The 24,654-nt window shown below is 73.1% G+C and carries 30 protein-coding genes; 27 read left to right on the forward strand and 3 right to left on the reverse strand.

Features of this window, described 5'->3' with window-relative positions:
• The first annotated feature begins 85 nt into the window (after positions 1-85).
• From fliD to csrA, 26 genes are all read left to right on the forward strand, one after another.
• Positions 86-1,471 (forward strand): flagellar filament capping protein FliD, encoded by a 1,386-nt coding sequence (fliD, locus tag PUW82_RS01475; protein ID WP_274220569.1) that lies wholly within the window; start codon positions 86-88, stop codon positions 1,469-1,471.
• Positions 1,468-1,845, forward strand: a complete 378-nt coding sequence (gene fliS, locus PUW82_RS01480) for a flagellar export chaperone FliS (RefSeq protein ID WP_274220570.1) — start codon at positions 1,468-1,470, stop codon at positions 1,843-1,845. Before fliD ends, fliS begins: the two co-directional genes overlap by 4 nt.
• Positions 1,846-1,856: 11 nt before the next feature.
• On the forward strand, positions 1,857-2,264 hold the full coding sequence (locus PUW82_RS01485) for a hypothetical protein (protein WP_274220571.1): 408 nt from the start codon (positions 1,857-1,859) through the stop codon (positions 2,262-2,264).
• Between the two features lie 117 nt (positions 2,265-2,381).
• On the forward strand, positions 2,382-2,723 hold the full coding sequence (locus PUW82_RS01490) for a flagellar basal body rod protein FlgB (RefSeq protein ID WP_274220572.1): 342 nt from the start codon (positions 2,382-2,384) through the stop codon (positions 2,721-2,723).
• Positions 2,720-3,112, forward strand: a complete 393-nt coding sequence (locus PUW82_RS01495) for a flagellar basal body rod protein FlgC (RefSeq protein ID WP_274220573.1) — start codon at positions 2,720-2,722, stop codon at positions 3,110-3,112. The genes PUW82_RS01490 and PUW82_RS01495 overlap by 4 nt, the downstream gene beginning before the upstream one ends.
• Positions 3,112-3,420, forward strand: coding sequence for a flagellar hook-basal body complex protein FliE (fliE, locus tag PUW82_RS01500; RefSeq protein ID WP_274220574.1), 309 nt, complete (start codon positions 3,112-3,114; stop codon positions 3,418-3,420). Before PUW82_RS01495 ends, fliE begins: the two co-directional genes overlap by 1 nt.
• Entirely contained in the window at positions 3,420-5,042 is a 1,623-nt protein-coding gene (gene fliF, locus PUW82_RS01505) for a flagellar basal-body MS-ring/collar protein FliF (RefSeq protein ID WP_274220575.1), read from the forward strand. Before fliE ends, fliF begins: the two co-directional genes overlap by 1 nt.
• Complete coding sequence (gene fliG, locus PUW82_RS01510) at positions 5,039-6,040, forward strand: flagellar motor switch protein FliG (protein WP_274220576.1); 1,002 nt, start codon at positions 5,039-5,041, stop codon at positions 6,038-6,040. The genes fliF and fliG overlap by 4 nt, the downstream gene beginning before the upstream one ends.
• Positions 6,030-6,635: a FliH/SctL family protein gene (locus PUW82_RS01515; RefSeq protein WP_274220577.1), complete on the forward strand. Its 606-nt coding sequence runs from the start codon at positions 6,030-6,032 to the stop codon at positions 6,633-6,635. Before fliG ends, PUW82_RS01515 begins: the two co-directional genes overlap by 11 nt.
• Positions 6,632-7,927, forward strand: a complete 1,296-nt coding sequence (locus tag PUW82_RS01520) for a FliI/YscN family ATPase (RefSeq protein ID WP_274220578.1) — start codon at positions 6,632-6,634, stop codon at positions 7,925-7,927. Before PUW82_RS01515 ends, PUW82_RS01520 begins: the two co-directional genes overlap by 4 nt.
• A complete protein-coding gene (locus PUW82_RS01525; protein ID WP_274220579.1) occupies positions 7,924-8,358 on the forward strand; it encodes a hypothetical protein in 435 nt (144 codons plus the stop codon). The genes PUW82_RS01520 and PUW82_RS01525 overlap by 4 nt, the downstream gene beginning before the upstream one ends.
• The gene (locus PUW82_RS01530; protein ID WP_274220580.1) at positions 8,355-10,025 is read left to right on the forward strand and encodes a flagellar hook-length control protein FliK; all 1,671 of its coding nucleotides are present in this window, start codon (positions 8,355-8,357) and stop codon (positions 10,023-10,025) included. Before PUW82_RS01525 ends, PUW82_RS01530 begins: the two co-directional genes overlap by 4 nt.
• 13 nt (positions 10,026-10,038) lie before the next feature.
• Positions 10,039-10,458, forward strand: a complete 420-nt coding sequence (locus PUW82_RS01535; RefSeq protein WP_274220582.1) for a flagellar hook assembly protein FlgD — start codon at positions 10,039-10,041, stop codon at positions 10,456-10,458.
• 43 nt (positions 10,459-10,501) lie between these two features.
• Positions 10,502-11,659 carry a flagellar hook protein FlgE gene (locus tag PUW82_RS01540; protein ID WP_274220583.1) on the forward strand — a complete coding sequence of 386 codons (1,158 nt, stop codon included), beginning with the start codon at positions 10,502-10,504 and terminating at the stop codon, positions 11,657-11,659.
• Positions 11,660-11,871: 212 nt separating this feature from the next.
• Positions 11,872-12,090 (forward strand): flagellar FlbD family protein, encoded by a 219-nt coding sequence (locus PUW82_RS01545; RefSeq protein WP_274220584.1) that lies wholly within the window; start codon positions 11,872-11,874, stop codon positions 12,088-12,090.
• Positions 12,090-12,893 (forward strand): motility protein A, encoded by an 804-nt coding sequence (locus PUW82_RS01550; protein WP_274220585.1) that lies wholly within the window; start codon positions 12,090-12,092, stop codon positions 12,891-12,893. Before PUW82_RS01545 ends, PUW82_RS01550 begins: the two co-directional genes overlap by 1 nt.
• Positions 12,890-13,705, forward strand: a complete 816-nt coding sequence (locus PUW82_RS01555) for an OmpA/MotB family protein (protein WP_274220586.1) — start codon at positions 12,890-12,892, stop codon at positions 13,703-13,705. The genes PUW82_RS01550 and PUW82_RS01555 overlap by 4 nt, the downstream gene beginning before the upstream one ends.
• Positions 13,706-13,769: 64 nt before the next feature.
• On the forward strand, positions 13,770-14,699 hold the full coding sequence (locus tag PUW82_RS01560; protein WP_274220587.1) for a flagellar motor switch protein FliM: 930 nt from the start codon (positions 13,770-13,772) through the stop codon (positions 14,697-14,699).
• Complete coding sequence (gene fliN / locus PUW82_RS01565) at positions 14,696-15,346, forward strand: flagellar motor switch protein FliN (protein ID WP_274220588.1); 651 nt, start codon at positions 14,696-14,698, stop codon at positions 15,344-15,346. Before PUW82_RS01560 ends, fliN begins: the two co-directional genes overlap by 4 nt.
• A gap of 49 nt (positions 15,347-15,395) precedes the next feature.
• Entirely contained in the window at positions 15,396-15,839 is a 444-nt protein-coding gene (locus PUW82_RS01570; protein ID WP_274220589.1) for a flagellar biosynthetic protein FliO, read from the forward strand.
• The gene (fliP, locus tag PUW82_RS01575) at positions 15,836-16,570 is read left to right on the forward strand and encodes a flagellar type III secretion system pore protein FliP (protein ID WP_420792704.1); all 735 of its coding nucleotides are present in this window, start codon (positions 15,836-15,838) and stop codon (positions 16,568-16,570) included. The genes PUW82_RS01570 and fliP overlap by 4 nt, the downstream gene beginning before the upstream one ends.
• Positions 16,567-16,842, forward strand: a complete 276-nt coding sequence (gene fliQ, locus PUW82_RS01580) for a flagellar biosynthesis protein FliQ (protein ID WP_274220590.1) — start codon at positions 16,567-16,569, stop codon at positions 16,840-16,842. Before fliP ends, fliQ begins: the two co-directional genes overlap by 4 nt.
• A gap of 1 nt (position 16,843) precedes the next feature.
• Entirely contained in the window at positions 16,844-17,605 is a 762-nt protein-coding gene (locus PUW82_RS01585; protein WP_274220591.1) for a flagellar biosynthetic protein FliR, read from the forward strand.
• Positions 17,602-18,693: an EscU/YscU/HrcU family type III secretion system export apparatus switch protein gene (locus tag PUW82_RS01590; protein WP_274220592.1), complete on the forward strand. Its 1,092-nt coding sequence runs from the start codon at positions 17,602-17,604 to the stop codon at positions 18,691-18,693. Before PUW82_RS01585 ends, PUW82_RS01590 begins: the two co-directional genes overlap by 4 nt.
• A complete protein-coding gene (locus PUW82_RS01595; protein WP_274220593.1) occupies positions 18,690-20,738 on the forward strand; it encodes a flagellar biosynthesis protein FlhA in 2,049 nt (682 codons plus the stop codon). Before PUW82_RS01590 ends, PUW82_RS01595 begins: the two co-directional genes overlap by 4 nt.
• Positions 20,739-20,815: 77 nt before the next feature.
• Positions 20,816-21,070, forward strand: a complete 255-nt coding sequence (gene csrA, locus PUW82_RS01600; protein ID WP_420792705.1) for a carbon storage regulator CsrA — start codon at positions 20,816-20,818, stop codon at positions 21,068-21,070.
• A 38-nt stretch (positions 21,071-21,108) separates the two neighbouring features.
• On the opposite strand, the gene PUW82_RS01605 is transcribed toward csrA, so the two are convergent.
• The gene (locus PUW82_RS01605) at positions 21,109-22,170 is read right to left on the reverse strand and encodes a metal ABC transporter solute-binding protein, Zn/Mn family (RefSeq protein WP_274220595.1); all 1,062 of its coding nucleotides are present in this window, start codon (positions 22,168-22,170) and stop codon (positions 21,109-21,111) included.
• Between the two features lie 230 nt (positions 22,171-22,400).
• Between PUW82_RS01605 and PUW82_RS01610 the strand changes: the two genes are divergently transcribed.
• On the forward strand, positions 22,401-22,967 hold the full coding sequence (locus PUW82_RS01610) for a manganese efflux pump MntP (RefSeq protein ID WP_274220596.1): 567 nt from the start codon (positions 22,401-22,403) through the stop codon (positions 22,965-22,967).
• Positions 22,968-22,983: 16 nt separating this feature from the next.
• On the opposite strand, the gene PUW82_RS01615 is transcribed toward PUW82_RS01610, so the two are convergent.
• Entirely contained in the window at positions 22,984-23,235 is a 252-nt protein-coding gene (locus tag PUW82_RS01615; protein ID WP_274220597.1) for a DUF4287 domain-containing protein, read from the reverse strand.
• A 46-nt stretch (positions 23,236-23,281) separates the two neighbouring features.
• Complete coding sequence (locus tag PUW82_RS01620; protein ID WP_274220598.1) at positions 23,282-24,649, reverse strand: dihydrolipoamide acetyltransferase family protein; 1,368 nt, start codon at positions 24,647-24,649, stop codon at positions 23,282-23,284.
• Positions 24,650-24,654: the final 5 nt, after the last annotated feature.

The following is a 24,654-nucleotide window of genomic DNA, read 5'->3' on the forward strand; positions in this document are numbered from 1 at the left end:
CGCGGCCTAACGCGCGACCGCGGCGTGCCGATAGACCCTGCCGACGGCGGGTGCTTCCGCTGCACGACGACGACAGGACGGGCGCATGGCGATCTCGATCGGCGGTCTGGCCTCCGAGCTGGACACCCAGAAGATCATCGACGCCCTCATGAACGTCGAGCGCATCCCGCGCACGCTGCTGAGCGCGAAGTCCGACGACCGCAAGACCGTCATCGCGCAGCTGCAGTCGCTGAACACCTCGTTGCAGGCGTTGGCCACGACCGCGAAGGATGCCGCCGGCCCGACGGCGCTCCTGCAGCGGACGGCGACCAGCTCGGACGAGGCCGTTCGCATCCGTGCGACCGACGGGGCGCCGGTGCTGCAGACCGACGTCGTCGTCGACCGGGTCGCGACCGCCCACAGCATCGTCACGGGCAGCTTCACCACCGCCGCCGCCGGCGATCCGCTCGTGTTCACGGTCGTCCGCCCCGGCGGCGAGCCGGTCGAGGTGCGGCCGGCGTCGGGGAAGGCCGCCGACATCGCGCAGGCGCTGACGGCGGCAGGCGCCGGGGTCACCGCCTCGGCCGTCTCCGCCGGAGTCGACGCCGAGGGCCGGCCGCAGTGGCGGCTGCAGGTCACGGCGACCGAGACCGGCGCCGCGGCGGCGTTCCAGGTCTTCCGCGGCGACGCCGCGGCCGTCGCCGCCGGCACCGCCACGGACGTGGCGACCGAACCCGGCGGGGCGACCGTGACCGCCGGCGCCGACGCGCAGGTGCGCCTGTGGGCCGGCACCGCGGCCGAGCAGACCGTCACCTCGGCGAGCAACACCTTCACGCAGCTGTTCGCCGGCGTCGAGGTCACCGTCTCGCGCGCGACGACCACCCCGGCGACGCTCTCGGTCGCCGCCGACACCACCAAGAGCACCGCCGCCGCGAAGGCCTTCGTCGGGGCGGTCGGCACGCTGCTCGCCGGCATCGCGCGGGGCTCGACCGCGACCGCCGCCAGCGCGCCCGGCGAGCAGACCCGCCTCGGGGTGTTCACCGGCGACAGCACGGTGCGCAGCCTGAGCCAGGCGATGACCGCGGCCGTGCAGCTGCCGATCGACGGCGTCTCGCCCGCGACGGCGGGCATCTCGGTCGATCGGCTCGGCGTCGTCACGCTCGACGAGAAGGCGTTCACGGCCGCCCTCGCAGCAGACCCGGTGGCCGTGCAGGAGATGTTCGCCGGCGTCGCCGAGCGCGTGCAGGATGTCGCCGAGCGCTACTCCGACAAGTACGACGGCCTGCTGACCTCGCGCATCACGGGTCAGGAGAGCGAGGTCCGGATGCTCGGCGAGCAACTCACCCGCTGGGACCTGCGCCTCGAGCAGCGCCGCGCGACGCTCGAGCGCACCTACGCCTCGATGGAGACGATGCTCTCGCGGCTGCAGTCGCAGTCGTCCTACCTCGAGTCGCAACTGTCGGGCCTGTCGGGATCGGGGTCGAGCAAGTGAACGCGGCCCTGCGGGCGCAGCAGCGCTATCGCGAAGAGACGATCCTCTCGGCGAGCCCCGCGCGGCTGGTCACCCTGCTGTTCGACCGGCTCCTGCTCGACGTCGAGCGCGGCGAGGCCGCGCAGCGCGCCGGCGAGTGGCAGCGCGCCAACAGCGAACTGCAGCACGCGCAGCAGATCGTCGCCGAGCTCTCGGGCTCGCTCACCGACGACTGGGCGGGCTCGGCGTCGCTGCGCGCCGTCTACGACTACCTCGCCCGCACCCTCGTCGGAGCCAACATCGGTCGCGACCCCGAACGCACCCGCGAATGCCGCGACCTGATCGCGCCGCTGCGCGAGGCCTGGCACGGCGCCGCCGAGGCGACCGCGGGATGAACGACCGTGGGATGAACGAACGTGGGATGAACGACGGCGAGATCCCCGACGGCGCGATGGACGCTGCCGGGATGGACGCCACGACTCCGGCACCGACGGCGCGGGCACGCGAGCGCGCCTGGCGCGACATGCTCGACCTGTTCGAGTCGGATGCCGCCGACCCGGATGCGGGGTCGGATGCCGCCGGCCCGGGGGCTCTCGCGGAGGCCGGGCCGGTCGAGCCCTGGCTGCCGCCGCGCGATCTCGGGCCGCTGCCGGCATCCCTCGCCGACCGGGCACGCGCCGTGCTGGCGGCGCAGGCCGCGCGCGCCGCCCGCGTGCGCGCCGACCTGACGACCGTCCGGTCGCACCTCGACGCGCTCGCGCGCATCCCCGCCGACGGCGCCGAGACCGCGGTGTACCTCGACCGCAACGGCTGAACGCCCGACGCGCCGCCCGTCTAACGCGCCCGCGGAGACGGCCGATAGGTGATCCTGAGCATGGATCGCTCATCCCCGGCCACGGATCGGCCTCGTCATCAGACGGAAGACGCCTGCGTGCTCGAATCAGTGACCACCACCGCGCTCACGAGCGCCCTCACGGGCCTCTCGCAGCGGCAACGCGCCATCGCCGACAACATCGCCAACGTCAACACCTCGGGCTATCTCGCCCAGGTCGTGAGCTTCGAGGCGGAGCTGGCCCGTTCGGTCGAACGCGGCGACGGCGCCGTGGCGCCCACGGTCCGCGCCTCGACCGAGCCCACGCGGCTGAACGGCAACAACGTCAACCTCGACACCGAGACCCTGGCCAACATCGAGACCGTGCTGCGGTACCAGTTCGCCGCGCAGGCGGTCGGCGGCACGTTCAGCTCGCTGCAGACCGCGATGAGGACCTCATGACCTTCGACGCCATCGGCATCGCCGGATCGGGCCTGACCGCCCACCGCACCTGGCTCGACGCCCTGAGCGACAACATCGCCAACGTCAACACCGCCGTCGCCCCCGGCGACGAGGCCTTCCGGCAGCGCTTCATCGCGGTGCAATCCGCCGGTGACGGCGGCGGCGTGCGCGTCGCGGGCGCGGTCTGGGGCGGCGGCGAGGGACGCCTCGTGCACGAGCCGAACAACCCGCTCGCCGACGCCGACGGCTACGTGCGCTACGCCGACATCGACCTCGGCGAGCAGATGAGTCACCTGATCCTCGCGCAGCGGGGCTACCAGGCCAACGCCGCCGTCGTCGACCGTGCGAAGACGACGTACGAGGCCGCCCTGCAGATCGGACGCCGCTGATGCCCCCGCTGTCGGGAGTCGACGCGCTCGGCGCGATCGGCGCGACCTTCCCCACCGCCGCGCCGCGATCGACCACGGACGGCGACGCCGCCGGCTTCGGCGCGAGCCTGACCGGCGCCGTCGACGAGCTGCGGGCGCTGCAGTCCACCTCGAACGGGCTCGCCGTCTCGGCCGTGACCGGTGACCTCGACGACATCCACGCCGCGATGATCGCGTCGTCGCGCGCCTCGGTCACCCTCGAGCTCGTGGCCGCCGTGCGCAACAAGGGCGTCGACGCCTTCAACGAGATCATGCGGATGCAGGCCTGATGCCCGCGGCCGTCACCTCGCTGTGGAGCCGCCTGCGCGCCACGATCGCCGGGTTCACCGTCGCGCAGCGCACGATCGCGATCATCGGGGTCGCCGTCCTCGCGATGGGCGTCTTCGCGCTCGCAAGCTGGATGTCGCGGCCGACGCTGACCCCGCTGTTCTCGGGGCTGTCGGCATCCGATGCCAGCGCGGTCGTCGAGCAGCTGCGCTCCGCCTCGGTCGAGTACCAGCTCACCGACGGCGGCTCGACCGTGCTCGTTCCCGAAGGCGCCGTGTACGAGCAGCGCCTCGCCGCGGCGGCATCCGGTCTGCCCAGCCCGGAGTCGGCCGGGTACTCGCTGTTCGACACGATGGGCGTCACCAGCTCGGAGTTCCAGCAGTCCGTGACCTACAAGCGCGCCATCGAGGGCGAGCTCGCCCGCACCATCGGCGCGCTCGAGAACATCTCGACCGCGTCGGTGCAGCTCGCCATCCCGGAAGAGAGCGTCTTCGTCTCGCAGCAGGTCGCGCCGACGGCATCCGTGTTCATCGAGACGGCGCCGGGTGCCGACCTCGCGCCTGAGCAGGTCGAGGCGATCGTGCACCTCACCTCGGCGTCGGTCAGCGGCATGAAGCCCGAGAACGTCGCCGTCGTCGACGCGGCCGGGCGCACCCTGTCGGCGATCGGCGGTGCCGGCGCGCGCGGCACCGACCAGCAGGCGGGCGCCTACGAGACCCGCATGACCGCGAGCGTGCAGCAGATGCTCGACACGGTGCTGGGCGCGGGAAACGCCACCGTCTCGGTCGCCGCCGAGATGCAGCAGGCCACGAGCGAGCGCGTCGACGAGACCTACACCCCCGTCGACGGCGCACTGCCGGCCACCGAGGAGACCAGCAGCGAGACCTACACCGGAACGGGCGCTCAGCCGGGCGTGCTCGGCACCGAGCTGCCCGCCGCCGGCACCGGGGGCGCCGGCACCTACGAGTCGACGCAGACCAACCGCTCGAACGTCGTCAACAAGACCGTCGAGAGCGTGTCGACGCCCGCCGGCGCTGTCGCCCGCCAGACGGTCGCCGTCGCGGTGAACGCCGATGGGACGGATGTCGTCGACGTCGACCAGCTCGAGGCGCTCGTGACCTCGGCTGCGGGCATCGACCCCGCGCGGGGCGACCGCGTCACCGTCGAGCTCGTCGCCTTCGACGACCAGGGCGCGGCAGCCGCGCAGGCCGCCCTCGACGCCGCTCGCGAGGCCGAGGAGGCCGAGCGCGCCGCCGAGACCCTGCAGACCTCGATCGTGGCCGCGGCGATCGTCCTCGGACTCGTCGCCGCGACGATCGCCGGCATCGTCGTGGTCCGCCGCCGACGTGCCGCCGCCGACGACGAGCCGATGATGACCCTGACGCCCGTCGACGAACCGATCGACCGTTTCGACGCCCTCACGCGGGGCCTCGCGACCCCGTTGCTCGACGAGGCGCCCACCGTGCCGCTGCCCGCCGTCGAGCTCGACCCCGAACCCGACCCCGAGCCCGTGCAGGTGGCCCTCGACCGCCGCCGCGCCGAGATCGGCGACTTCGCGCGCCGTGATCCCGCGCGCACGGCCGATCTGCTGCGCCGCCTCGTCCGGGACTCGTCCGACGCATGAGCGAGCTGACCGGGACCCAGACGGCGGCCGTCGTCATCATGAACCTCGACCGAGCGCAGGCTGTCGAGGTGCTCAAGCACCTCTCCGACGACGAGGCCGAGGCGATCGCCGCCGAGATCATCCGCCTGCGCGACCTCGACCTCGAGACAACGCGCGACGCGCTGACCGACTTCCAGCGGGTCGTGCGGGGTCACCTGCCGCCCGTGCGCGGCGGTCGTGACCTCGCGACGGGGCTGCTCGAGGCCTCGCTCGGCGCGGAGCGAGCCGCGGGCGTGCTGACGAAGGTCGCCTCGTCGATGACGAGCTCGTCGTTCGAGTTCCTCACGGCCGTCGAGCCCGCGCAGGTCGCCAGCATCCTCGACGGCGAGCTGCCGCAGACCGTGGCCCTCGTCATCGCGCATCTGCCGGTCGACCGCGCGGCCGCCGTCCTCGCCGAGATCGCCGACCCGGCCCGCACCGACGTCGCTCAAGCGATCGCGACGATGGGCACCGCGACGCAGGATGCCGTGGCCGTCGTCGCCACGACGTTGCGGGCTCGTGCCGGCGCCATGACGACGCGCGACGCGCGCGACACGCTCGGCGGCGTGCAGCCGCTCGTCGACATCATCAACCGCTCCGATGCCACCGTCGAGAAGGCGCTGCTGGCGAGCATCGAGGCGCGCGACAGCGCCCTGGCCGAGGACATCCGCTCGCGCATGTTCACGTTCGCCGACATCGTCGTCCTCGACGACCGCGACGCGCAGCGCGTGCTCCGCGGCATCGACGTCCGGGTGCTGGCGCTGGCGTTGAAGGGGTCGTCGGGCCCGGTCGCCGACGTGATCCTGCGCAACATGACCGAGCGCAACCGCGAGGCCCTGCAGGAAGAGGCGCGCCTGCTCGGCACCGTGCGGGTCTCGCAGGTCGAAGAGGCGCGCGCCGCGATCGTCCGCACGATCCGCGAGCTCGAGGCCGCCGGCGACATCCGCGTGCAGCGCGTCGAGGAGGAGTATGTCGTCTGACTCCTTCACGCGGCTCGAGATCCCGCGCCTGTCGGGGCCGCCGCTCGAGCAGGAGCGCGACCGCGCCCGGCAGCGCGGCCACGCGGCCGGCTACGCCGAGGGGATGCGGCTGGCCGCAGCCGAAGCGGCACGCGCGGCCGCGGCGCGCGACGAGCGTGCGCGCGAGGCCGACGACGCCGACCGCGCGCGCGTCGCGACCGCCCTCGCCGCGCTCGAGACAGCCGCACGCGGTCTGACCGAGCGGGCCGATGCGTTGGTCGCGCCCGCCGAAGCGCGGCTGCACGTCCTCGCCGTCGAGCTCGCCGAGGCCGTCGTCGCGACCGAGCTGTCGGATCCCGTGCGCTCGGCTCTCGCCGTCGCGGCACGCGTCGAACGCGCGGCGACCGCCGGCGACGAGCCCGTCGCACGGCTGAGCCCGACCGACGCCGAGACACTCGACCGCCTCGGCGGCGCCCCCGCCGGCATCCGGGTGACGGTCGATCCCGACCTGAGCCCCGGCGACGCCGTCGTCCGCGTGACCGACGGCGCGATCGACCTGCGCATCGACGCGGCGTTCCGACGCGCCCGCGCGGCGCTCGGCGAGGGCCCGCGATGACGGGCTGGTCGGCGGTGCTCGAGGCCGCGCGTCCCGTGCGCGCCGGCACCGTCTCGCGCGTCGTCGGGCTGGGTGTCGATGTCCGCGGGGTCGACGCCGCCGTCGGCGACCTCGTCGCCCTCGGCGACGGTGTTCCGGCCGAGGTCGTCGCCGCCGAGGGCGCCACCCTGCGGTGCATGCCGCTCGGGCTGACCGACGGCCTGCGCGTCGGCGACGCCGTCGCCCCCGCCTCGGGTCGGCTGCGCGTGCCCACCGGCCGCGCGCTGCTCGGGCGCGTCCTCGACGGCCTCGGGCGTCCGATCGACGGCCGGGGACCCGTCCGCGCCGCCGCCGTGCCGCTCGACCACGAACCGCCGTCGGCGATGCACCGCGAGCGCATCACCGAGCCGCTGGTCACCGGCATCCGCGCGATCGACACGCTCACGCCCCTCGGCCGGGGCCAGCGCATGGGCCTGTTCGCCGGATCGGGCGTCGGCAAGTCGTCGCTGCTGTCGATGATCGCCCGCGGCTCGTCCGCCAGCGCGAACGTCATCGCGCTCGTCGGCGAGCGCGGCCGCGAGGTGCGCGAGTTCCTCGAGGACGACCTCGGACCCGAGGGACTCGCGCGTTCGGTGGTCGTCGTCTCGACCTCCGACCAGCCCGCCATGGCACGCTTGCGCGCGGCGTCGACGGCGACCCGCATCGCCGAGGCGTTCCGCGACGACGGCGACGACGTCGTGCTCATGATGGACTCGCTCACCCGCGTCGCGATGGCGCAGCGCGAGATCGGCCTCGCCGCCGGTGAGCCGCCCGCCACCCGCGGCTACCCGCCCTCGACGTTCCCGGTGCTGGCCCGGCTGCTCGAGCGCGCCGGCACCGACCGACGCGGATCGATCACCGGCATCTACACGGTGCTCGTCGAGGGCGACGACCACAACGAGCCGGTCGCCGACACCGTCCGCTCGATCCTCGACGGCCACCTCGTGCTCGATCGCGCCCTCGCCGTGACCGGGCACCACCCGGCCATCGACGTGCTCGGCTCGGTCTCGCGCCTGTCCGGCAAGGTCGCCTCCGCCGAGCAGCGCCGCCTCGCCACCGCCCTGCGGACCGTGCTCGCCGCCCGCGACGAGGCGCGCGACCTCATCGCCATCGGCGCGTACCACCCGGGCGCGAACCGGCGGGTCGACGCCGCCGTGTCGGCCGAGGCGGCCATCGCCGCCTTCCTGCGGCAGGACCTCGACGAGCGCACCCCCGCCGAGGAGTCCTGGCGCCGCCTGCACGACCTCGTCGCCGCGTTCGGAGACATCTCATGAGCCGCCGCTTCCCCCTCGCCGGGCTGCTGCGCATCCGCGGCATCCAGGAACGCGCCGCCGCCGCGCACCTCTCGCGTGCCGCGCTCGAGCAGCAGCGCACGGAGGCGCGCGAGCGTCAGGTGCGCAACGCCCTCACCGCCTCGGCCGATACGCCCGGCGACGTCCGCACCCTCGCCGCCCTCGCGGCCGGACGCGTGGCCGCACGCAGCCAGCTGAGCGACCTCGCGGCGCTGCAACAGACCCAGCGCGCCGACCTCGACGCGGCGCGCGCATGCCACACCGCCGCCCGCCGCGCCGAACACGGCCTCGAGCGGCTCGCCGAACGCCACACCGAGCGCGAGGGCGCCCGCGCCGAGGCCCGCGATCAGGCCGCGCTGGATGAGATCGCCCTGCGCCCCGCCGCACCGCGCCCCCCGGAGGACCGCCCGTGACCGCCGTCCCCCTGCTGACATCGCCCGCCGCGACGCGCCCGCGCGTGCCCGGTTCCCGCGAGCACGCGCCGTCGGCCGGCGAGGGCGGGGCGGCGGCGAGCGCGTTCGCCGTCGCGTTCGCCGCCGCGTCGGGAGTCACCGGAACGCGTGACGGTGCCGGCGCGGAGGACGAGGGCCACGCGGATGGCGCGGGTGCGGGTGGCGCGGCTCCGGCTGGCGCGGGTGCGGCTGGCGCGGGCGGCACCGCGGACCGGATGACGTCGACCGCCGTGGGCTCGAGCGTCGCGGACCGGAGCGCCACCGGTCGGGGCGTGGGAAGCGGGCACGGTGCGGGGGCGGTGACCGTGGTCGAGTCCGCGCTTCGACCCGACACCGCTGCGGCGGGCGTCTTCGAGGCGGCGGCGACGGCGATGGGCCGGACGGGCCTCGCGCATTCCGCGGCTCTGGGCACGAACACGAGCGCGAGCACGAGCACGAGCGCGGCGGCGGGCGCGGATGCGCACGCGGGGACGGCGGCGAACGCGGATGCCGCTCCGGGCGGGGATGCCGTCGCGGTCGACACGTTCGCGCGGGCGGCAGTGACCGAGCCCACGTCGGCAGCGGCGCCAGAGCCGGCGAGCGCTGATGGCACGTCCCCGGCTCGCTCGGGCCTCGCGCCGGGATCCGCAGCGGGAACGCCGAGCCTCGCGGCATCCGCTGCATCCGCTGCGTCCGGCGCGTCCGGCGCGTCCGCTGCGTCCGGTGCGTCCGGATCCACACCAGCGCCCAGCCCCGTACCGGCAACCGGGGCCGCCGCGGCACCCGCTGCAACCGGTGCGTCCGGATCCGCACCAGCACCCAGCCCCGCACCGGCATCCGGCCTCGCACCGGCGGCGTCCGGGCCCGCCGCGGCGCCCGGCTCGGCCCCGGCCCCCGGCAGCCGGATCGCGCTCGCGGGATCGACCCCCGCCGCAGGTCATCCGTCTGTCGAGCCGGACTTCGCCGCCGCGGCGTCCGAGCCCACGTCGGCGACCCCCACCCCCGCGCCGGCCACGACGCCCGCCGTCAGCGCACCACCGACCACGCCTCCGGCCGCACCCCCGGCCACGCCGCACGCCGCCGCGGGAGCGGGCCGCCCGGCCGTCCCCTCAGCGCCGCTGGCGCCGCAGCTGTCCGCACCGATCCTCTCGCTCGCCACCTCCGACGCGGGCCGGCACACGATGGTGCTGCGGGTCTCGCCCGAGAACCTCGGGCCCGTCACGGTCACCGCGCACATCTCGGGCTCATCGATCACGATCGAGCTCGCCTCCGCGACGACCGCAGGCCACGACGCCCTCCGCGCCGTGCTCGGCGACCTGCGACGCGAACTCGCCGTGCTGGCGCCGTTCTCGTCGCTGTCCCTCGCCGCGGGCGACACCGACCCGCGCGGGCAGACGGCCACGCACACGGCCGGCCAGCAGGCGTCCGCGTCGGGCGGTGGCCCCGGCAACCCCGGCGGGTCCGGCAACTCCAACGGCTCGACCCCCGGCGGCATGGCGCAGACCGGCGGCGACCGGTCGCCCGGTCGTCCGCCCCAGCCTGACGGCCCGTCGCCGCGAGACCCCGCCGCGACCGAGCCGTCGCCGCCCGGCGGCATCCCCCTCGTCCCCGTGCCGGTCGGCGCGGGCCGCATCGACCTCTACGCCTGATCCGGAGACCCGCATGACCACGATCCCGCCCGTCGGCGCCGTCAGCACGGCGACCACGCCCATCGCCCCGCCCGCGCCCAAGCAGGCCCTCGACGCCGAGGTGTTCCTGCAGCTGCTCGTCGCGCAGATGAAGAACCAGGACCCGAGCTCGCCGCTCGACACCAACGAGATGATGGCGCAGACGACGCAGCTGGCCATGATGGAGCAGCTCACCGCGCTCACCTCGACCTCGTCCGAGCACTTCGCGCTCACGATGCGCCAGACCGCCACCGCGCTCGTCGGCCAGCAGGCGTCGTACGTCGACGCCGACGGCAAGACGCAGACCGGCCGCGTCACCCAGGTCTCGTTCGAGAAGGGCGTGCCGCTCGTGACCATCGGCGGCACCGCCGTCCCGCTCGACGTCGTCTCGGGCATCTCCGCCGCCGCCTCCTGACCGCTTCCACTCGCTCTCCCACCCTCGACCGAAGGACAGCCCCATGCTCCGTTCGCTCTACGCCGGCATCTCCGGCCTCCGCTCGCACCAGACGATGCTCGATGTCACGGGCAACAACATCGCCAACGTCAACACCGTCGGCTTCAAGGCCGGGTCGGTGCAGTTCCAGGACACCCTGTCGCAGATCGTCCAGAACTCCCGGGCACCGCAGGCCGCCGCCGGCGGCACGAACCCGGCGCAGGTCGGCCTCGGCACGCAGATCGCGGCCGTCCGCACCACGTTCACGCAGGGCTCGCAGCAGGCGACGGGCGTCCCCACCGACCTCATGATCGCGGGCGAGGGCTTCTTCGTCGTCCGCAACGGCCCCGAGACGCTGTACACCCGCAACGGGTCGTTCGGCTTCGACGCGGCGGGCCGCCTGACCACCAAGGACGGCGCCCTCGTGCAGGGCTGGACCGCCGTGGACGGCGTCGTCCCCACCGGCGGCCCCGTCGGCGGGATCGCGCTGCCGGTCGGTGCGACCTCGCCCGGACGCGCGACGGCGAACGCGAACGTCAGCGGCAACCTGCCCTCGGATGCCGCCACCGGCGAGCGGCTCGTGCGCGACGTCACGGTCTACGACGCGCAGGGCGCCGCACGCCAGCTCGCTCTGACCTTCACGCGGACCGCGGCCGGCTGGGACGTCACCGACGGCACCGCGACGACGTCGCTCGCCTTCACCGACGGGCGCCTCACCGGTCCCGCGAACATCGTCGCGGGCGGCGTCGACGTCGACCTGTCGGGCGTCACCGGCTACGCCGACCTGCGCACCGTCAAGCTCGGCGAGCAGGATGGCCGCGCACCCGGCAGCCTCGTCTCGTACACGCTCTCGGCCGACGGCAGCCTCGTCGGAGCCTTCAGCAACGGTGCGACCGCTGTGCTCGCGCAGGTCGCGCTCGCCTCGTTCGAGAACCCGGAGGGGCTCGAGAAGGCCGGCTCGTCGCAGTACCGCGCCGGCGCGAACTCCGGCGCTCCCGCGGTCGGCATCGCCGGCACAGACGAGCGCGGCGGCCTCGTCAGCGGCGCGCTGGAGATGTCGAACGTCGACCTCTCGCAGGAGTTCACCAACCTGATCGTCGCCCAGCGCGGCTTCCAGGCCAATGCCCGCATCATCACCACGAGCGACGAGGTCCTGCAGGAGCTGACGAACCTCAAGCGCTGACCCGCGCCGCGCGCAACTCCTCAGAACCGGTGACGAAACGCCCTGGGGGCCGGGTTTCCGGTCCCCAGGGCCCGGATCTGAGGAGTTGTGCCTGCCGCGAGCCCAAGACCACCGCGGCGGCCGCCACTAACCGACCGTCGCGCCGTGCCGACAGTCCCCACGGAGCCGCCGTATCGACGCCGGCCCGCCACCCGCCGACGAGAAGGGGCGACATGATCGTTCTGACACGACTGAACCGGCACCGGTTCGCCGTGAACCCCGACCTCGTCGAACGGGTGCAAGAGAGCCCCGACACGACGCTCACGCTCGTCGACGGCGCCACCTTCGTCGTGGCCGAGACCATGGAGACCGTCATCGAGAGCATCGTCGAGTTCCGGGCCCGCGTGCTCGCGACCGCGCTCGATCGCTCGTTCCCCGGGAGTGAGAGCTGATGGATCCGTCCCTGCTCATCGGCATCCTGCTCGCCTTCGGCGGGCTGTGGGCCATGATCCAGCTCGAGGGCGCGAGCATCAACGCCCTGCTGCTGCCGGCCCCGATGGTGCTGGTCTTCGGCGCGACGATCGCGATCGGCATCGCCGGTGGGACGCTGCGGGATGCCGCGGCCGCGGTGCGCGCGCTGCCCCGAGCCTTCGTCGGCAAGACGGGCTCGACCGAGGCCCTCATCGACACCGTCGTCGGCTACGCCGAGAAGGCCCGCGCCGAGGGGCTTCTCGCCCTCGAGAGCGCCGTCGCCGACGAGAAGGACCCGCTGCTGCGTCACGCGCTGCAGAGCATCGCCGACGGCACCGACGCCGAAGACCTGCGTGTCGTGCTCGAAGACCGGGTCGCGACCGTGGCGGCCGAGCGCCGCACGGCATCCCGGTTCTACTCCTCCCTCGGCGGCTACGCGCCCACCGTCGGCATCGTCGGAACGGTCGTGTCGCTGACCCACGTGCTGGAGTACCTCGACAAACCCGACCAGCTCGGCCCGCTCATCGCCGCCGCCTTCGTCGCGACGCTCTGGGGCCTGCTGTCGGCGAACTTCATCTGGCTGCCCATCGGCACCCGGCTGCAGCGGCTGGCCGAGATCGAGGTCGATCGGATGACGCTGGTGACCGAGGGGATGCTCGCGGTGCAGGCCGGCAACCCGCCGATGCTCGTCGCCGAACGGCTGCGCGCCCTCGCCCCGGAGAGCAAGCCCGGACGCGGCCGCGCGAAGGCGACGGCGGACGAGACTGCGGACGCGGGCGTATGAGCGCGCCGCGGCGTCGCCGCGTCATGGAGTCGTCGCACGAGGGCCCCGACGAGCGCTGGATGGCGTCGTACCTCGACATGATCACGGTCATGATGTGCATGTTCATCGTGATGTTCGCGATGTCCAACGTCGACCAGGAGAAGTTCGAGCAGCTGCGGGCCTCGCTCGCGACGGGCTTCGGGTCCGAGGTCTCGGAGTCGCGCGACGTCTCGGAGGGCGTGGTCGTGCCGCCGGAGCTCGTCGAGGAAGAGGGCGAGGGCTTCGTCGCGACACCGACCGGCCCCACCCCGGCCGAGCAGGAATACAGCTCGCTCGACACTTTGCGCGCGCAGCTCGAGGGCGCGCTCGACGCCCAGGGCCTGGGTGATGCGGCGACCTTCACGATCGATGACCGCGGCCTGACGATCGGGCTCATCAGCGCCGAGACGTTCTTCGCCACCAACAGCACCGACCTCAGCGATCGGGCCCGCGCGGTGCTCGACGCGACCGGCGCGATCCTCGCCGCCGACGGGCACCGGATCTCGGTCGAGGGTCACGCCGACCACCGCCCCGCCGTCGCGCCCTTCGCCGACAACTGGGAGCTCTCGACCGCACGCGCCAACGGCGTGCTCGGGTACCTCGTCGATGCGCGGGCGGTCGCCCGCGAGCGCATCAGCTCGGTCGGTTACGGTTCGTCGCGACCGCTCGCCGAGGGATCGAGTGCCGAGGCCCTCGCCCAGAACCGTCGCGTCGACATCGTCGTCCTCTCGGATGCCGAGGCCCAGGTGCGCGGCGAGCTCCCGGGCCTCGCCGCCGCCGACACCGCGGGCTGACCCCCTCTCGCCCCGCCCCGCCCCGTCCCTAACGCGGCCGCGGGGCCGGCCGATAGTCCCGGCCGTGCAGACCGTCCGGACCGAATCGCTCGCGCGAACCGAGGATGCCGCCGCGGCAGAGCCGGTGCGCTACGACTTCGGGCGACCCGCGGCGCTGTCCCGCGAGCACACCCGCGCGCTCGCGGGCGCCTTCGACGCGTTCGCGCGCCAGTGGGCGATGCAGCTGGCGGCGAAGGCCCGCGTCCGCGCGCACATCGCGCTCGAACGTGTGACCCTCGAGACGTACGACGAGTACGTCGCGACGCTTCCGACGACGACGACCCTCGTGCTGTGCTCCGACGCCAGCTCGGACGATCGCGCCATCATCGAGTTCCCGCTGCCGTCAGCGCTGTCGTGGATCGTGAAGATGCTCGGCGGCGACGGATCGCTGCGCCCCGAGGCCCGCGCGCTGACGGGGATCGAGCAGGCGCTCGTGCGCTCGCTGATGGACGAGACCCTCGCGCACCTGCGGACCGCGCTCGGCTCGCTGCTGCCCCGTGAGCTGACGGTCGGCGCGGTGCAGTACAACGCCGCGTTCGCGCAGGTCGTCGGCGCGCAGGACCTCGTCGTCGTCGCGCGCTTCTCGCTGCGCCTGGCCGACCGCACCGAGACCGCCACGATCGCGCTGCCGGCCGCGCCGTTCCTCGAGCGTCTGTCGCACTCCGCGTCGACGCCCCGCGCGGCGGCCGACCCGGCGCTGGTGCGGCGCCACGTCGAAGAGACGCCCGTCGAGCTGACGCTGCGCCTCACGCCGCGGGCGATGCTGCCCGGCGACGTCCTCGACCTCGCCGTGGGCGACGTCATCTCGCTCGCGCACGCCGCCGACCGTCCGCTCGACCTCACCGTCGACGACCAGGTGGTCGCCGCCGCCGCCGTGGGCGCGGCCGGCGCGCGACTGGCCTGCGTCGTGACGGCATCCGATCTCTCCCGCTCGTTGTCCGAGGAGTCGCCATGAGCAGCACCACCACCCATGAGGCCGCCGCGGCGGCTGCGTTCGCCGACCGCCTGCCCACGGCGTCGCGCATCACCGCGCGGCCCGCGACCGGCTCGGGCGAGACCGGTGACGCGGTGATCGTCTCGTCGGTCGGCGACACGAGCGCGGCCCTGGCCGTCGTCGTGCTCGATCCCGCGGCGCTCGTCGGCGCCGATGCCGCGCTGCCGCTCGTCGAGCGTCTGCGCGATGCGCTGGATGCCGCGGCGACGGCGTTCGGGCCGAGCGTGCTGGGCGAGCCGTCGATCGGCGACGCGTCGGCGCTGTTCGCCCACCCGGCGGCGCAGGTGTTCGACCTCGTCGACGAGTCCGGCCGCACGATCGGACGCCTCGCCGTGCGGGTGTCGCACCCGGCTGCGGCCTCGCCGCGTCGCCTGCAGCGGATCGCGGGCGTCGAGATGGAGCTCACCGTCGAGGTGGGGCGCACCCGCATGGCGGTGCGCGACGTCCTCGAGCTCGAGCCGGGCCGCATCATCGAGCTCGACCGCTCGGCCGGTGCTCCCGCTGACGTCAAGCTCAACGGACGCCTCATCGCGCACGGTGAGATCGTCGTCGTCGACCAGGACTACGCCGTGCGGATCACCCGCATCATCGAGAACGCGGAGGCCTGAGATCGACGACCTCCTGCTCGCCCTGCGCGTCGTCGTCTCGCTCGGCGCCGTGCTCGCGATCGTGTGGCTGCTGCAGCGCCGCCTCGCTCGCGGCTCGGGCGCCGGCATCGGCGGTCGGACGCGCGGACGCACCCCGGCCCGTCGTCGCACCGACGACGACATCACGGTCGTCGCCAAGCGCGGTATCGGGCCGAAGGCGCAGGTCGCGGTCGTCGAGATCGGCGGCGCGCGCTACGTGCTCGGCATCACCGAGGCCGGCGTCTCGATGCTCGACCGCGTCGACCCTCCGCCCGGAACCGTCCCCGCAGCCGAGCCCGCGGCCCACCCGGCCCCGGTCCTCGTCCCGCGTCAGACGGATGCCGCCGACCCCGCGCCTCTCGCTCCGCCCCTGCCGCTGCGCCGCTCGGTCGCGCGCGCGGAGCGGGCTTCGCGCCCGACGACGATGACCGCCCGCGACGCGGCCCAGGTGCTGCGCCGCGCCCTGGGCGCGTGAGCCCCGGCGGCGTGCTCGAGGCGCTCGCGCTCGTCGCCGCCTCGACGCCCCCGCCGGGCGAGGGCATCTCGGTCGACATCAACGGGATCGACGGCACCCCGTCGTCGTCGGTACTGACGCTCATCGGCATCACGCTGCTGTCAGTGGCGCCGGCGCTGCTGCTGATGATGTCGTCGTTCACGAAGATCTTCGTGGTGCTGGCGATGACCCGCAACGCCCTGTCGCTGCCGACGATCCCGCCCAATCAGGTGCTGGCGGGCCTGTCGCTCTTCCTGACGCTGTTCATCATGTGGCCGGTGCTGACCGAGATCAACACGGTCGCCGTGCAGCCCTACGTCGACGGCTCGGTGACCTTCACCGACGCCGTCGGGGTGGGCTCCGACCCGTTGCGCGCCTGGATGCTCCAGTTCACGCGCGAAGAGGACCTCGCGCTCATGACCCGCTTCGCCGGCGCCGAGAACCCGGACGATCCGGCGAACGTGCCGATGATCACGCTCATCCCGGCGTTCATGATCTCCGAGCTGCGGGCCGCGTTCATCATCGGTTTCGTCATCTTCGTGCCGTTCCTGGTGATCGATCTCGTCGTCGCCGCGGCCCTGATGTCGATGGGCATGATGATGCTGCCGCCGGTGATGATCTCGCTGCCGTTCAAGATCCTGCTGTTCATCCTCGTCGACGGCTGGGGCCTCATCCTCCGCACGCTCATGGAGAGCTACGGAGCGGGCGGATGAACCCCGAAGCGGTCCTCGACATCGGGATGCAGGGCGTCGTGCTCGCCGCGAAGCTCGCCGCGCCGCTGCTGATCACGGCGCTCGTGGTCGGCTTCGCGATCTCGCTGCTGCAGTCGATCACGCAGATCCAGGAGGTCACGCTCTCGTTCGTGCCCAAGGCGATCGCCGTCGCCATCGCGCTGGTGGTGTGCGGGCACTGGATGATCGCGGAATCGATCACCTTCACGCAGACCCTGTTCGACCGCATCCCGCACCTTCTCTCGGGCGGGTGACGTGGAGATCCTCCTCGACTTCGCCTGGATCGAGGCGACCGGTCTCGCCGCCGTCCGCACCACCGCCTTCGTCTTCATCGCCCCGCCGTTCTCGTACGGCGCTTTCCCCGCGCGCATCAAGGCGATGGTCGCCGTCGGGGTCGCCCTCGCGCTGAGTGGAACCGTCGCTCCCGGGTACGAGAGCCTCGGCACCGGGCCCTTCTTCCTCGCGCTCACGCTGCAGGTGCTGACCGGCGCGATCCTCGGGTTCCTCGTGCTCGCGTGCTTCACCGCGGTGCAGTCCGCCGGCGGACTGATCGACGTCTTCGGCGGCTTCCAGCTCGCGCAGGCGTTCGACCCGCAGATGAACGTCAACGGTGCGCAGTTCACGCGGCTGTTCCAGATGATCGCCCTCGTGCTGTTGTTCGCGTCCAACGGGTACCAGCTGATCCTGGCGGGGCTCGCGCGCAGTTTTGCGGCCATCCCCGTCGACGGCGTGCTCGACCTCGCGCGTCCGGCCGAGCTGATGATCGGCACGGCGTCGCAGCTGCTCGTGGCGGCGGTGCAGATCGCGGGCCCGCTGCTGCTCGTGCTGTTCCTCGCCGACATCGCCCTCGGACTCGTCAGCCGTGTCGCGCCCGCGCTCAACGCCTTCGCGCTCGGCTTCCCGCTGAAGATCATCCTCACGTTCCTGCTCGCCGGCACGGTCATCCTCGCCCTGCCCGGCGTCGTCGGCGCCCTCACCGACGACGCCGTCGGGCTCCTGATCGGGGGCGCACGATGAGCGACGACACCGGTGAACGGACCGAGAAGGCCTCCCGGCGCAAGCTGCGCGAGGCCCGCCGCAAGGGCCAGATCACCCGCAGCCAGGACCTGTCGGCGTGGCTCGCGATCGGCACGGTCGCAGCGCTCCTGCCGATGATGATCGGGGCGGGCGCCGATGCGGGTCGCGCGCAGTTCGTCGAGGTCGCCGCCATCATCCGCAACCCCGACCCCGCCCACGCCGTCGCCGCGCTCGGCTCGGGGCTGGCCGGCATCCCGGCGATGCTCGGCGTCGCGCTGGCTGCCGTTGCGGTGGTCGCGCTCGTCGGGTCGGTCGCCCAGGGCGGCATCCACCTGCGCGGCGTGCCGGCGCGGTACGAGCAGTTCAACGTCGTGGCCGGCATCAAGCGCCTCTTCGGGATGCAGGCGCTGTGGGAGGGCGCGAAGGCGCTGATGAAGACAGCGGCGATCGGACTCGCCCTGTGGTTCGTCGTCGCGGGCCTCATGCCGGTGCTGATGATGAGCGGAGCGCATCCCATCTCGCGGCTGCTCGAAATCGCGTCGACCGTCGTGACCTCGCTGCTCATCACCGCCGTCGCGGTCGGCATCGTGCTCGCCGCCATCGACGTCCTGGTCGTCATGCGCCGCAACCGCAAGCACACGCGCATGACGAAGAAGGAAGCGCGCGACGAGCACAAGAGCACCGAGGGCGACCCGCACGTCCGGGGCCAGCGCCGTGCCCGCCAGATGGCGATCAGCCGCAACCGGATGATCGCCGCCGTCGGCGACGCCGATGTCGTGCTCGTGAACCCCACCCACGTCGCCGTAGCCCTGCGCTACGAGCCCGGCAGGTCCGCGCCGCGCGTGGTCGCGAAGGGCCAGGGCATCATCGCCGAGCGCATCCGCGACCGCGCACACGAGGCGGGGGTGCCGCTCGTGCGCGACATCCCGCTTGCCCGTGCCCTTCATGCCGCGTGCGAGCTCGGACAGCCGATCCCGAGCGAGCTCTACACCGCCGTCGCCCGCGTGCTCGTCTTCGTCGACGGGCTCAAGCGCCGCGGCGTGGCCCGCGGCGTCCACACCGTTCCCCCGAGGAAGGACCCCCGATGAACATCCTCAAGAGGTCGCTCGTACCCGTCGGGGTCGTCGGCATCATCATGCTGCTCGTCGTCCCCGTGCCACCGCCGGTTCTCGACGTGCTCATCATCGCCAACATCCTGTTCGCGCTGCTGATCCTGCTCACGTCGATGTTCGTGAAGAAGCCGCTCGACTTCGCGGTCTTCCCGTCGCTGCTGCTCGTGGCGACGCTGTTCCGGCTCGGCCTGAACGTCGCCTCGACCAAGCTCGTGCTCGGCGAAGCGCACGCCGGTCAGGTCATCGACGCGTTCGCCGCGATCGCCGTCGGCGGCTCGCTCGTGATCGGCATCGTCGTCTTCCTGATCCTCATCGTCATCCAGTTCGTCGTGGTCACCAAGGGCGCCGAGCGCGTCGCCGAGGTGGGCGCCCGCTTCACGCTCGACGCGATGCCGGGCAAGCAGATGGCGATCGACGCCGACCTCAACGCCGGACTCATCACGGATGCCGAGGCGCGCAGCCGGCGCGCCGAGATCGCCGCGGAGGCCGACTTCTACGGCGCGATGGACGGCGCGTCGAAGTTTGTCAAGGGCGACGCGATCGCGGGCCTCGTCATCATCATCATCAACCTCGTCGGCGGGGTCGCGATCGGCATGATGTCGCACGGCATGGAGATCGGCGAGGCGCTGAACACGTATGCGCTGCTGACGATCGGCGACGGCCTGACCACGCAGATCCCGGCCCTGCTCATGGCCGTCGCGACGGGCATGATCGTCACCCGCTCGGGCGCGGAATCCGACATGGGGACGGCGGCGGCGACGCAGCTGACGCAGTCGCGCAACGCGCTGTCGATCGCCGGGGGCGCCGCGATCGTCATGTCGTTCATCCCCGGCATGCCCATGCTGCCGTTCCTCGTGATCGGGGCGACGCTGCTGCTCATCGCCCAGCGGGTCGGCTCGCGCACACCGGCGGCGTCGGCCGAGGACGCCCCGGTGCCCGACGCCCGCGCCGCCGACTCGCCGGAGGAGCTCGCCGAGCGCATGCGCGTGCACGCGCTCGAGATCCTGCTGGCCCCCGACGTCGTCGACCTCGTCACGGGCGGTCCCGACGACCTGCTCGGGCGGGTCCGCTCGCTGCGCCGCAAGACCGCCGCGGAGCTCGGACTCGTCGTGCCTCCCGTGCGCACGCGCGACAGCATCGAGCTGCCGCCTGCCACCTACGTCATCCGGGTCGCCGGCATCGAGGCGGGACGGGGGGTGGCGCCGCGCGGGTCGATGCTGGCCCTCGGTGCGGGCCTCGACGCCCTGCCCGGCGCATCGTCGCCCGACCCGGTGTTCGGGATCGACGGCAAGTGGGTGCCGCTCGAGATGCGCCACAGCGCCGAGCTGGCGGGAGCGACCGTCGTCGACCGCGCGAGCGTGATCATCACGCACCTCTCCAGCGTGATCCAGACGCACGCCGCGCGCCTGCTCAGCCGCGAGGACGTGCGGCAGCTCACCGAGGCGCTGCGCCAGGTCAGCCCCGCCGCCGTCGAGGAGCTCACCCCGGCGCTGCTCTCGCTCGCCGAGGTGCAGCGCGTACTGCAGGGGCTGCTCGCCGAGCGCATCCCGATCAACGACCTGGCCCGCATCTACGAGGCGCTCGCACTGCGGGCGAAGACCTCGACCGACCCCGAGGTCCTCGTCGAGGCCGCCCGCGCCGCCCTCGGACCGGCCGTCGCGACGCGGTTCGCGGAACAGGGCCGGCTGCGCATCGTCATGATCGATCCGCTGCTCGAGCAGGCGATGCTCGAGGCCATGCGCCCGAGCGAGGAGGGGATGCACATCGCCCTCGACCCGCGGCGGCTCGAGGCGGTCATCTCGTCGACGAAGGCGGCGCTGACAGCGGCCGGCGCCGGAGCCGAGCCGGTGCTCGTGTGTGCGCCGTCGCTGCGGCCGGCGGTGCGGCGGCTCATCTCGTCGCAGACCGACGGGGTGCCCGTGCTGTCGTACACCGAAGCGACGGCCGGCGGGCTCGCGATCGACACCGTCGGCGTCATCCGCGACACCGTCGACGACTTGCCCGTCATCAGTCCCGCATGACCGGGCGACGCGACGGCGCCCGCTTCGCGTGGAACGACGACGCGCGGGCGCGCGGAAAGTAGGGTGATCGAGTGCTGGTGTTGACGAGACGTGTCGGTGAGCGGGTGCTCATCGGCGACGACATCGAGGTGACGGTCCTCGAGGTCAAGGGCGACAGCGTGCGGCTGGGCATCCAGGCGCCGCGCGAGACGCGGATCCAGCGCGCCGAGATCGTCGCCGCCGTCGAGAGCGAGAACGTCTCCGCCGCGCAGGCGCCGGCCGACGAGGGCCAGGCGCTCCTCAACGCACTTGTCCGCCGCCAGGGCACAGCCCCGACGGCGGACGAAGAGTGAGCGGCGGCCGTAGCGGCCGCTGAGCGGGCGGCGCGGCGTCAGCCGGCGAGCGCTCCCGACATCTCGTCGATGTTCTGCTGCATCCACGCGACGTAGTCGACGTCATCGGGCATCAGCTCGGAGAACTCGAGCACCGGGATGCCGAGTTCGTCGGCCAGCCGGGTCATCTCGGTCGTCTCGGCGCCGCCGGTCTGGGCGTTGACGATGACGAGCCGCACGTCGCCCGACCGCAGCGTCTGCTGCGCCTCGAGCAGCGTCGCGGGCGGAACGTCCTGCCCCTCTTCGACCGCCTCGCTGAAGGCGGCGGGGGTCGCGTCCTCGAGTCCGGCCGCAGCGGCGAGGTACACCGGCACCGGCTCGGTCACGAAGATCTTCTGGCCGGCGTGCTCGGCCGAGATCGCCTCGAGCGAGGTCTCCAGGCCCTCGATGCGCTCGATGAGCGCGGCGGCGTTGGTCTCGAACGTCTCCGCTCGCTCGGCGTCGAGCTCGCCCAGCTCGTGCGCGATGTCTTCCACCAGGTGCGCGATGGTGTGCGGGTCGTACCAGACGTGCTCGTTGAAGCCCTCGATGTGGTCGTGGCCCGCGTGGTCGTGCCCGTCCTCCTCGGCGTGCTCGTCGGCGTGCTCCTCGCCCGCGTGGGTGGCGTCGGCTGCGGCGGGAGTCTCGTCGGCGTGCTCCTCGCCCGCGTGGTCGTCGTGACCGTGGCCGTCGGCGCCGGGATAGTCGTGCGCGTACTCGACGGCGGTCAGCACCGGAGCCTTCGTGCCGCTCGCATCGATGAGACCCTCGATGAACGCGTCGTACCCGCCGCCGTTCTCGATGATGAGGTCTGCCTCCGACACCGTCAGCTGGTCGCGCGCCGACGCCTCGTACGAGTGCGGGTCCTGCGCGAGCGACGTGATGATCGCGGTCACCTCGACGGCGTCGCCGCCGACCTCGGCCGCGAGCGACCCGTACACGTTGGTCGACGCCACGATGCTGAGCGTGTCGCCGCCCTCGCTCGAGCCGCTCGCACCCGGTGCGGCCGTTCCGGCGCAGCCGGCGAGGGTGAGGGATGCCGCGGCAACGAGCGCGGCGGCAGGAAGAAGACGACGGGTCATGCCGACGATCATACGTTAGTGATAATCGTTCTCTCAACATGGCGGAGGCACGAAGGGACGCGCCCGAGAGTTTCGGTGGGCCGAACGATTCGCACGCCCGAAATGCTGGCAATCGCGGCTTTCGGCGGTCGTCGGCTGCCGGCGACTGGCAAGCTCGATGAGGCGCATCCCGCGGTCAGACCGCCGGCCGATCGCCGATCATCTCGATCTCATCGCCCCGAGGAGGACCCATGTCGCCGTGGGCGCTGTTCATCCTCGCCGTCGGCGTCTCGGCCGACGCGTTCGCGGTGGCGCTGGGCAAGGGCGTGCAGCTTCGCACGCACATCGTGCGGGGCGCGCTGCTCATCGCGGGAGCGTTCGGGCTGGCGCAGGCGGTGATGCCGCTCATCGGCTGGCTGCTGGGCAGCACCTTCGCCGACGCGATCGCCCCGTTCGACCACTGGATCGCCTTCGCCCTGCTCGCTGCGATCGGCGTGAAGATGCTGTGGGAGGCCTTCCGGCCCGACGATGACGCCGAGGGCGCGGCATCCGGTATCTCGGCGCGCGAGATCGTGCTGCTCGCCCTCGCGACGAGCATCGACGCCTTGGCGGTGGGCGTCTCGTTCGCGTTCCTCATGGTGCCGGTGTGGGTCGCCGTCGTCTCGATCGGCGTCGTCACCTTCGCCCTGTCGTTCGTCGCGGTGCTCATCGGTCACCGCGTGGGCACCCGCTGGCGCAAGCCGGCCGAGATCATCGGCGGCGTCGTGCTCATCGGCATCGGCACGCAGATCCTCATCGAGCACCTGCTCGCCGGCTAGTCCCGGCGTCGGCGCGTCAGCCCGCGAGCTTCGCCTTCACATACGCCACGACGGCGTTCGCGTGACCGTGGCCGAGGCCGTGCTCGGTCTTGAGCGCGTCGACGACCTGCATGTGCGACCGGCCCTCGGCGAGCTGGTCCGCCGCGATGTCGAGCCAGTGCTGGATCGGCAGGCCGTATGTCTTCTCGATGCTCGGGAAGTACGACGCCGGCCCCTTCGGCTTGTTCGCGGGGTCGATCTCGGGAGCCGGGACGCGAGGCGCAGTCATGCGCCCGAGGCTACCCCCCCGCACGCCTCGCATGCGTCGGCCGGCGTCACTCGAGCAGCAGCGCGGGCTCCTCGAGCACGGATGCCACGTCGGCGAGGAACCGGCTCATGCCGTCGCCGTCGACGACGCGGTGGTCGAACGACCCCGACACGGTCGTGACGTAGCGCGGGCGCACCTCGCCGTCGACGACCCACGGCTTCTGCCGGATCGTGCCCATCGCGACGATGCCCGACTCGCCCGGGTTGATGATTGGGGTGCCGGCATCCATCCCGAACACGCCGATGTTGGTGATCGTGATCGTGCCGCCCTGCTGGTCGGCGGGCGAGGTCTTGCCCTCGCGAGCGGTGAGCGTCAGCTTCTCGAGCGCGCGGGCGAGGCCGCGCATGTTGAGGTCCTGCGCGTCCTTGATATTCGGCACGAGCAGGCCGCGCGGGGTCGCGGCGGCGATCCCGAGGTTGACGTAGTGACGCACGCGGATCTCGGCGCCAGCCTCGGTCTCGACCCAGGCGGCGTTCACCATCGGGGTGCGGCGGACGGCCCAGACCACCGCGCGGGCGACGATCAGCAGCGGCGAGACCTTGATGTCGGCGAAGTCGGGCGACGCCTTCATCCGCTTGACGAGCTCCATCGTGCGCGTCGCGTCGACGTCGGTCCACACCGACACGTGCGGCGCCGTGTGGGCCGAGTCGACCATGTGCTTGGCGGTGACCTTGCGCACGCCCTTGACGGGGATCGTCTCTTCGCGGTCGTCGGCGGGCTCGCCCGTGACGACGGCCGGCGGCACGGGGATGCGCTGCTCGCGCACCTCGGGACGCTCCGGGGTCTGCAGGTTGCGGAACACGGATGCCTGTGACGCGTGGTTCACGACATCCTCACGCGTCACCTCACCGGCCGAGCCCGTCGGCGTGACCGAGGCCAGGTCGACCCCCAGGTCGCGCGCGAGCTTGCGGATGGGGGGCTTGGCCACGACGCCGACGGCCGCACGCGCGGGCGCCTCGGCGGGCTTGCGCCGGCGCGACTGCACCTGGCCCGCCCCGCCGTAGCCGACGAGCACGGACCCGCTCTCCTCCGGCGCGGCCGGAGCGGCGGCAGCCGGAGCAGCGGGGGCAGCAGGAGCCGCGGCGGGCGCAGCGGCGGGCGCGGCGGCGGGAGCGGCGGCGGGAGCGGCGGGGGCCCCGGCGGCGATCGTGATGATCGCGGCGCCGACCTCGACCGTCGTGCCCTCGTCGACGAGCAGCTCGCCGACCGTGCCCGAGAAGGGCGAGGGAAGCTCGACGAGCGACTTCGCCGTCTCGATCTCGACGAGGACGTCGTTGACCGCGACCTCGTCGCCGGCCGCGACGCGCCACTGCACGATCTCGGCCTCGGTGAGGCCTTCGCCGACGTCCGGCAGGTGGAAGGTCTGGGTGCTCATGAGGG

Source organism: Microbacterium thalli (assembly GCF_028737325.1).
GTDB lineage: Bacteria > Actinomycetota > Actinomycetes > Actinomycetales > Microbacteriaceae > Microbacterium > Microbacterium thalli.

What these genes read in the sequence shown, in the direction of transcription:
- fliD (WP_274220569.1), top strand. Translation starts at nt 86, where the DNA reads ATGGCGATCTCGATCGGCGGTCTGGCCTCCGAGCTGGACACCCAGAAG.
- PUW82_RS01485 (WP_274220571.1), top strand. Translation starts at nt 1,857, where the DNA reads ATGAACGAACGTGGGATGAACGACGGCGAGATCCCCGACGGCGCGATG.
- PUW82_RS01495 (WP_274220573.1), top strand. Translation starts at nt 2,720, where the DNA reads ATGACCTTCGACGCCATCGGCATCGCCGGATCGGGCCTGACCGCCCAC.
- fliE (WP_274220574.1), top strand. Translation starts at nt 3,112, where the DNA reads ATGCCCCCGCTGTCGGGAGTCGACGCGCTCGGCGCGATCGGCGCGACC.
- fliF (WP_274220575.1), top strand. Translation starts at nt 3,420, where the DNA reads ATGCCCGCGGCCGTCACCTCGCTGTGGAGCCGCCTGCGCGCCACGATC.
- fliG (WP_274220576.1), top strand. Translation starts at nt 5,039, where the DNA reads ATGAGCGAGCTGACCGGGACCCAGACGGCGGCCGTCGTCATCATGAAC.
- PUW82_RS01515 (WP_274220577.1), top strand. Translation starts at nt 6,030, where the DNA reads ATGTCGTCTGACTCCTTCACGCGGCTCGAGATCCCGCGCCTGTCGGGG.
- PUW82_RS01520 (WP_274220578.1), top strand. Translation starts at nt 6,632, where the DNA reads ATGACGGGCTGGTCGGCGGTGCTCGAGGCCGCGCGTCCCGTGCGCGCC.
- PUW82_RS01525 (WP_274220579.1), top strand. Translation starts at nt 7,924, where the DNA reads ATGAGCCGCCGCTTCCCCCTCGCCGGGCTGCTGCGCATCCGCGGCATC.
- PUW82_RS01535 (WP_274220582.1), top strand. Translation starts at nt 10,039, where the DNA reads ATGACCACGATCCCGCCCGTCGGCGCCGTCAGCACGGCGACCACGCCC.
- PUW82_RS01540 (WP_274220583.1), top strand. Translation starts at nt 10,502, where the DNA reads ATGCTCCGTTCGCTCTACGCCGGCATCTCCGGCCTCCGCTCGCACCAG.
- PUW82_RS01545 (WP_274220584.1), top strand. Translation starts at nt 11,872, where the DNA reads ATGATCGTTCTGACACGACTGAACCGGCACCGGTTCGCCGTGAACCCC.
- PUW82_RS01550 (WP_274220585.1), top strand. Translation starts at nt 12,090, where the DNA reads ATGGATCCGTCCCTGCTCATCGGCATCCTGCTCGCCTTCGGCGGGCTG.
- PUW82_RS01555 (WP_274220586.1), top strand. Translation starts at nt 12,890, where the DNA reads ATGAGCGCGCCGCGGCGTCGCCGCGTCATGGAGTCGTCGCACGAGGGC.
- fliN (WP_274220588.1), top strand. Translation starts at nt 14,696, where the DNA reads ATGAGCAGCACCACCACCCATGAGGCCGCCGCGGCGGCTGCGTTCGCC.
- fliQ (WP_274220590.1), top strand. Translation starts at nt 16,567, where the DNA reads ATGAACCCCGAAGCGGTCCTCGACATCGGGATGCAGGGCGTCGTGCTC.
- PUW82_RS01590 (WP_274220592.1), top strand. Translation starts at nt 17,602, where the DNA reads ATGAGCGACGACACCGGTGAACGGACCGAGAAGGCCTCCCGGCGCAAG.
- PUW82_RS01595 (WP_274220593.1), top strand. Translation starts at nt 18,690, where the DNA reads ATGAACATCCTCAAGAGGTCGCTCGTACCCGTCGGGGTCGTCGGCATC.
- PUW82_RS01605 (WP_274220595.1), bottom strand. Translation starts at nt 22,170, where the DNA reads ATGACCCGTCGTCTTCTTCCTGCCGCCGCGCTCGTTGCCGCGGCATCC.
- PUW82_RS01610 (WP_274220596.1), top strand. Translation starts at nt 22,401, where the DNA reads ATGTCGCCGTGGGCGCTGTTCATCCTCGCCGTCGGCGTCTCGGCCGAC.
- PUW82_RS01615 (WP_274220597.1), bottom strand. Translation starts at nt 23,235, where the DNA reads ATGACTGCGCCTCGCGTCCCGGCTCCCGAGATCGACCCCGCGAACAAG.
- PUW82_RS01620 (WP_274220598.1), bottom strand. Translation starts at nt 24,649, where the DNA reads ATGAGCACCCAGACCTTCCACCTGCCGGACGTCGGCGAAGGCCTCACC.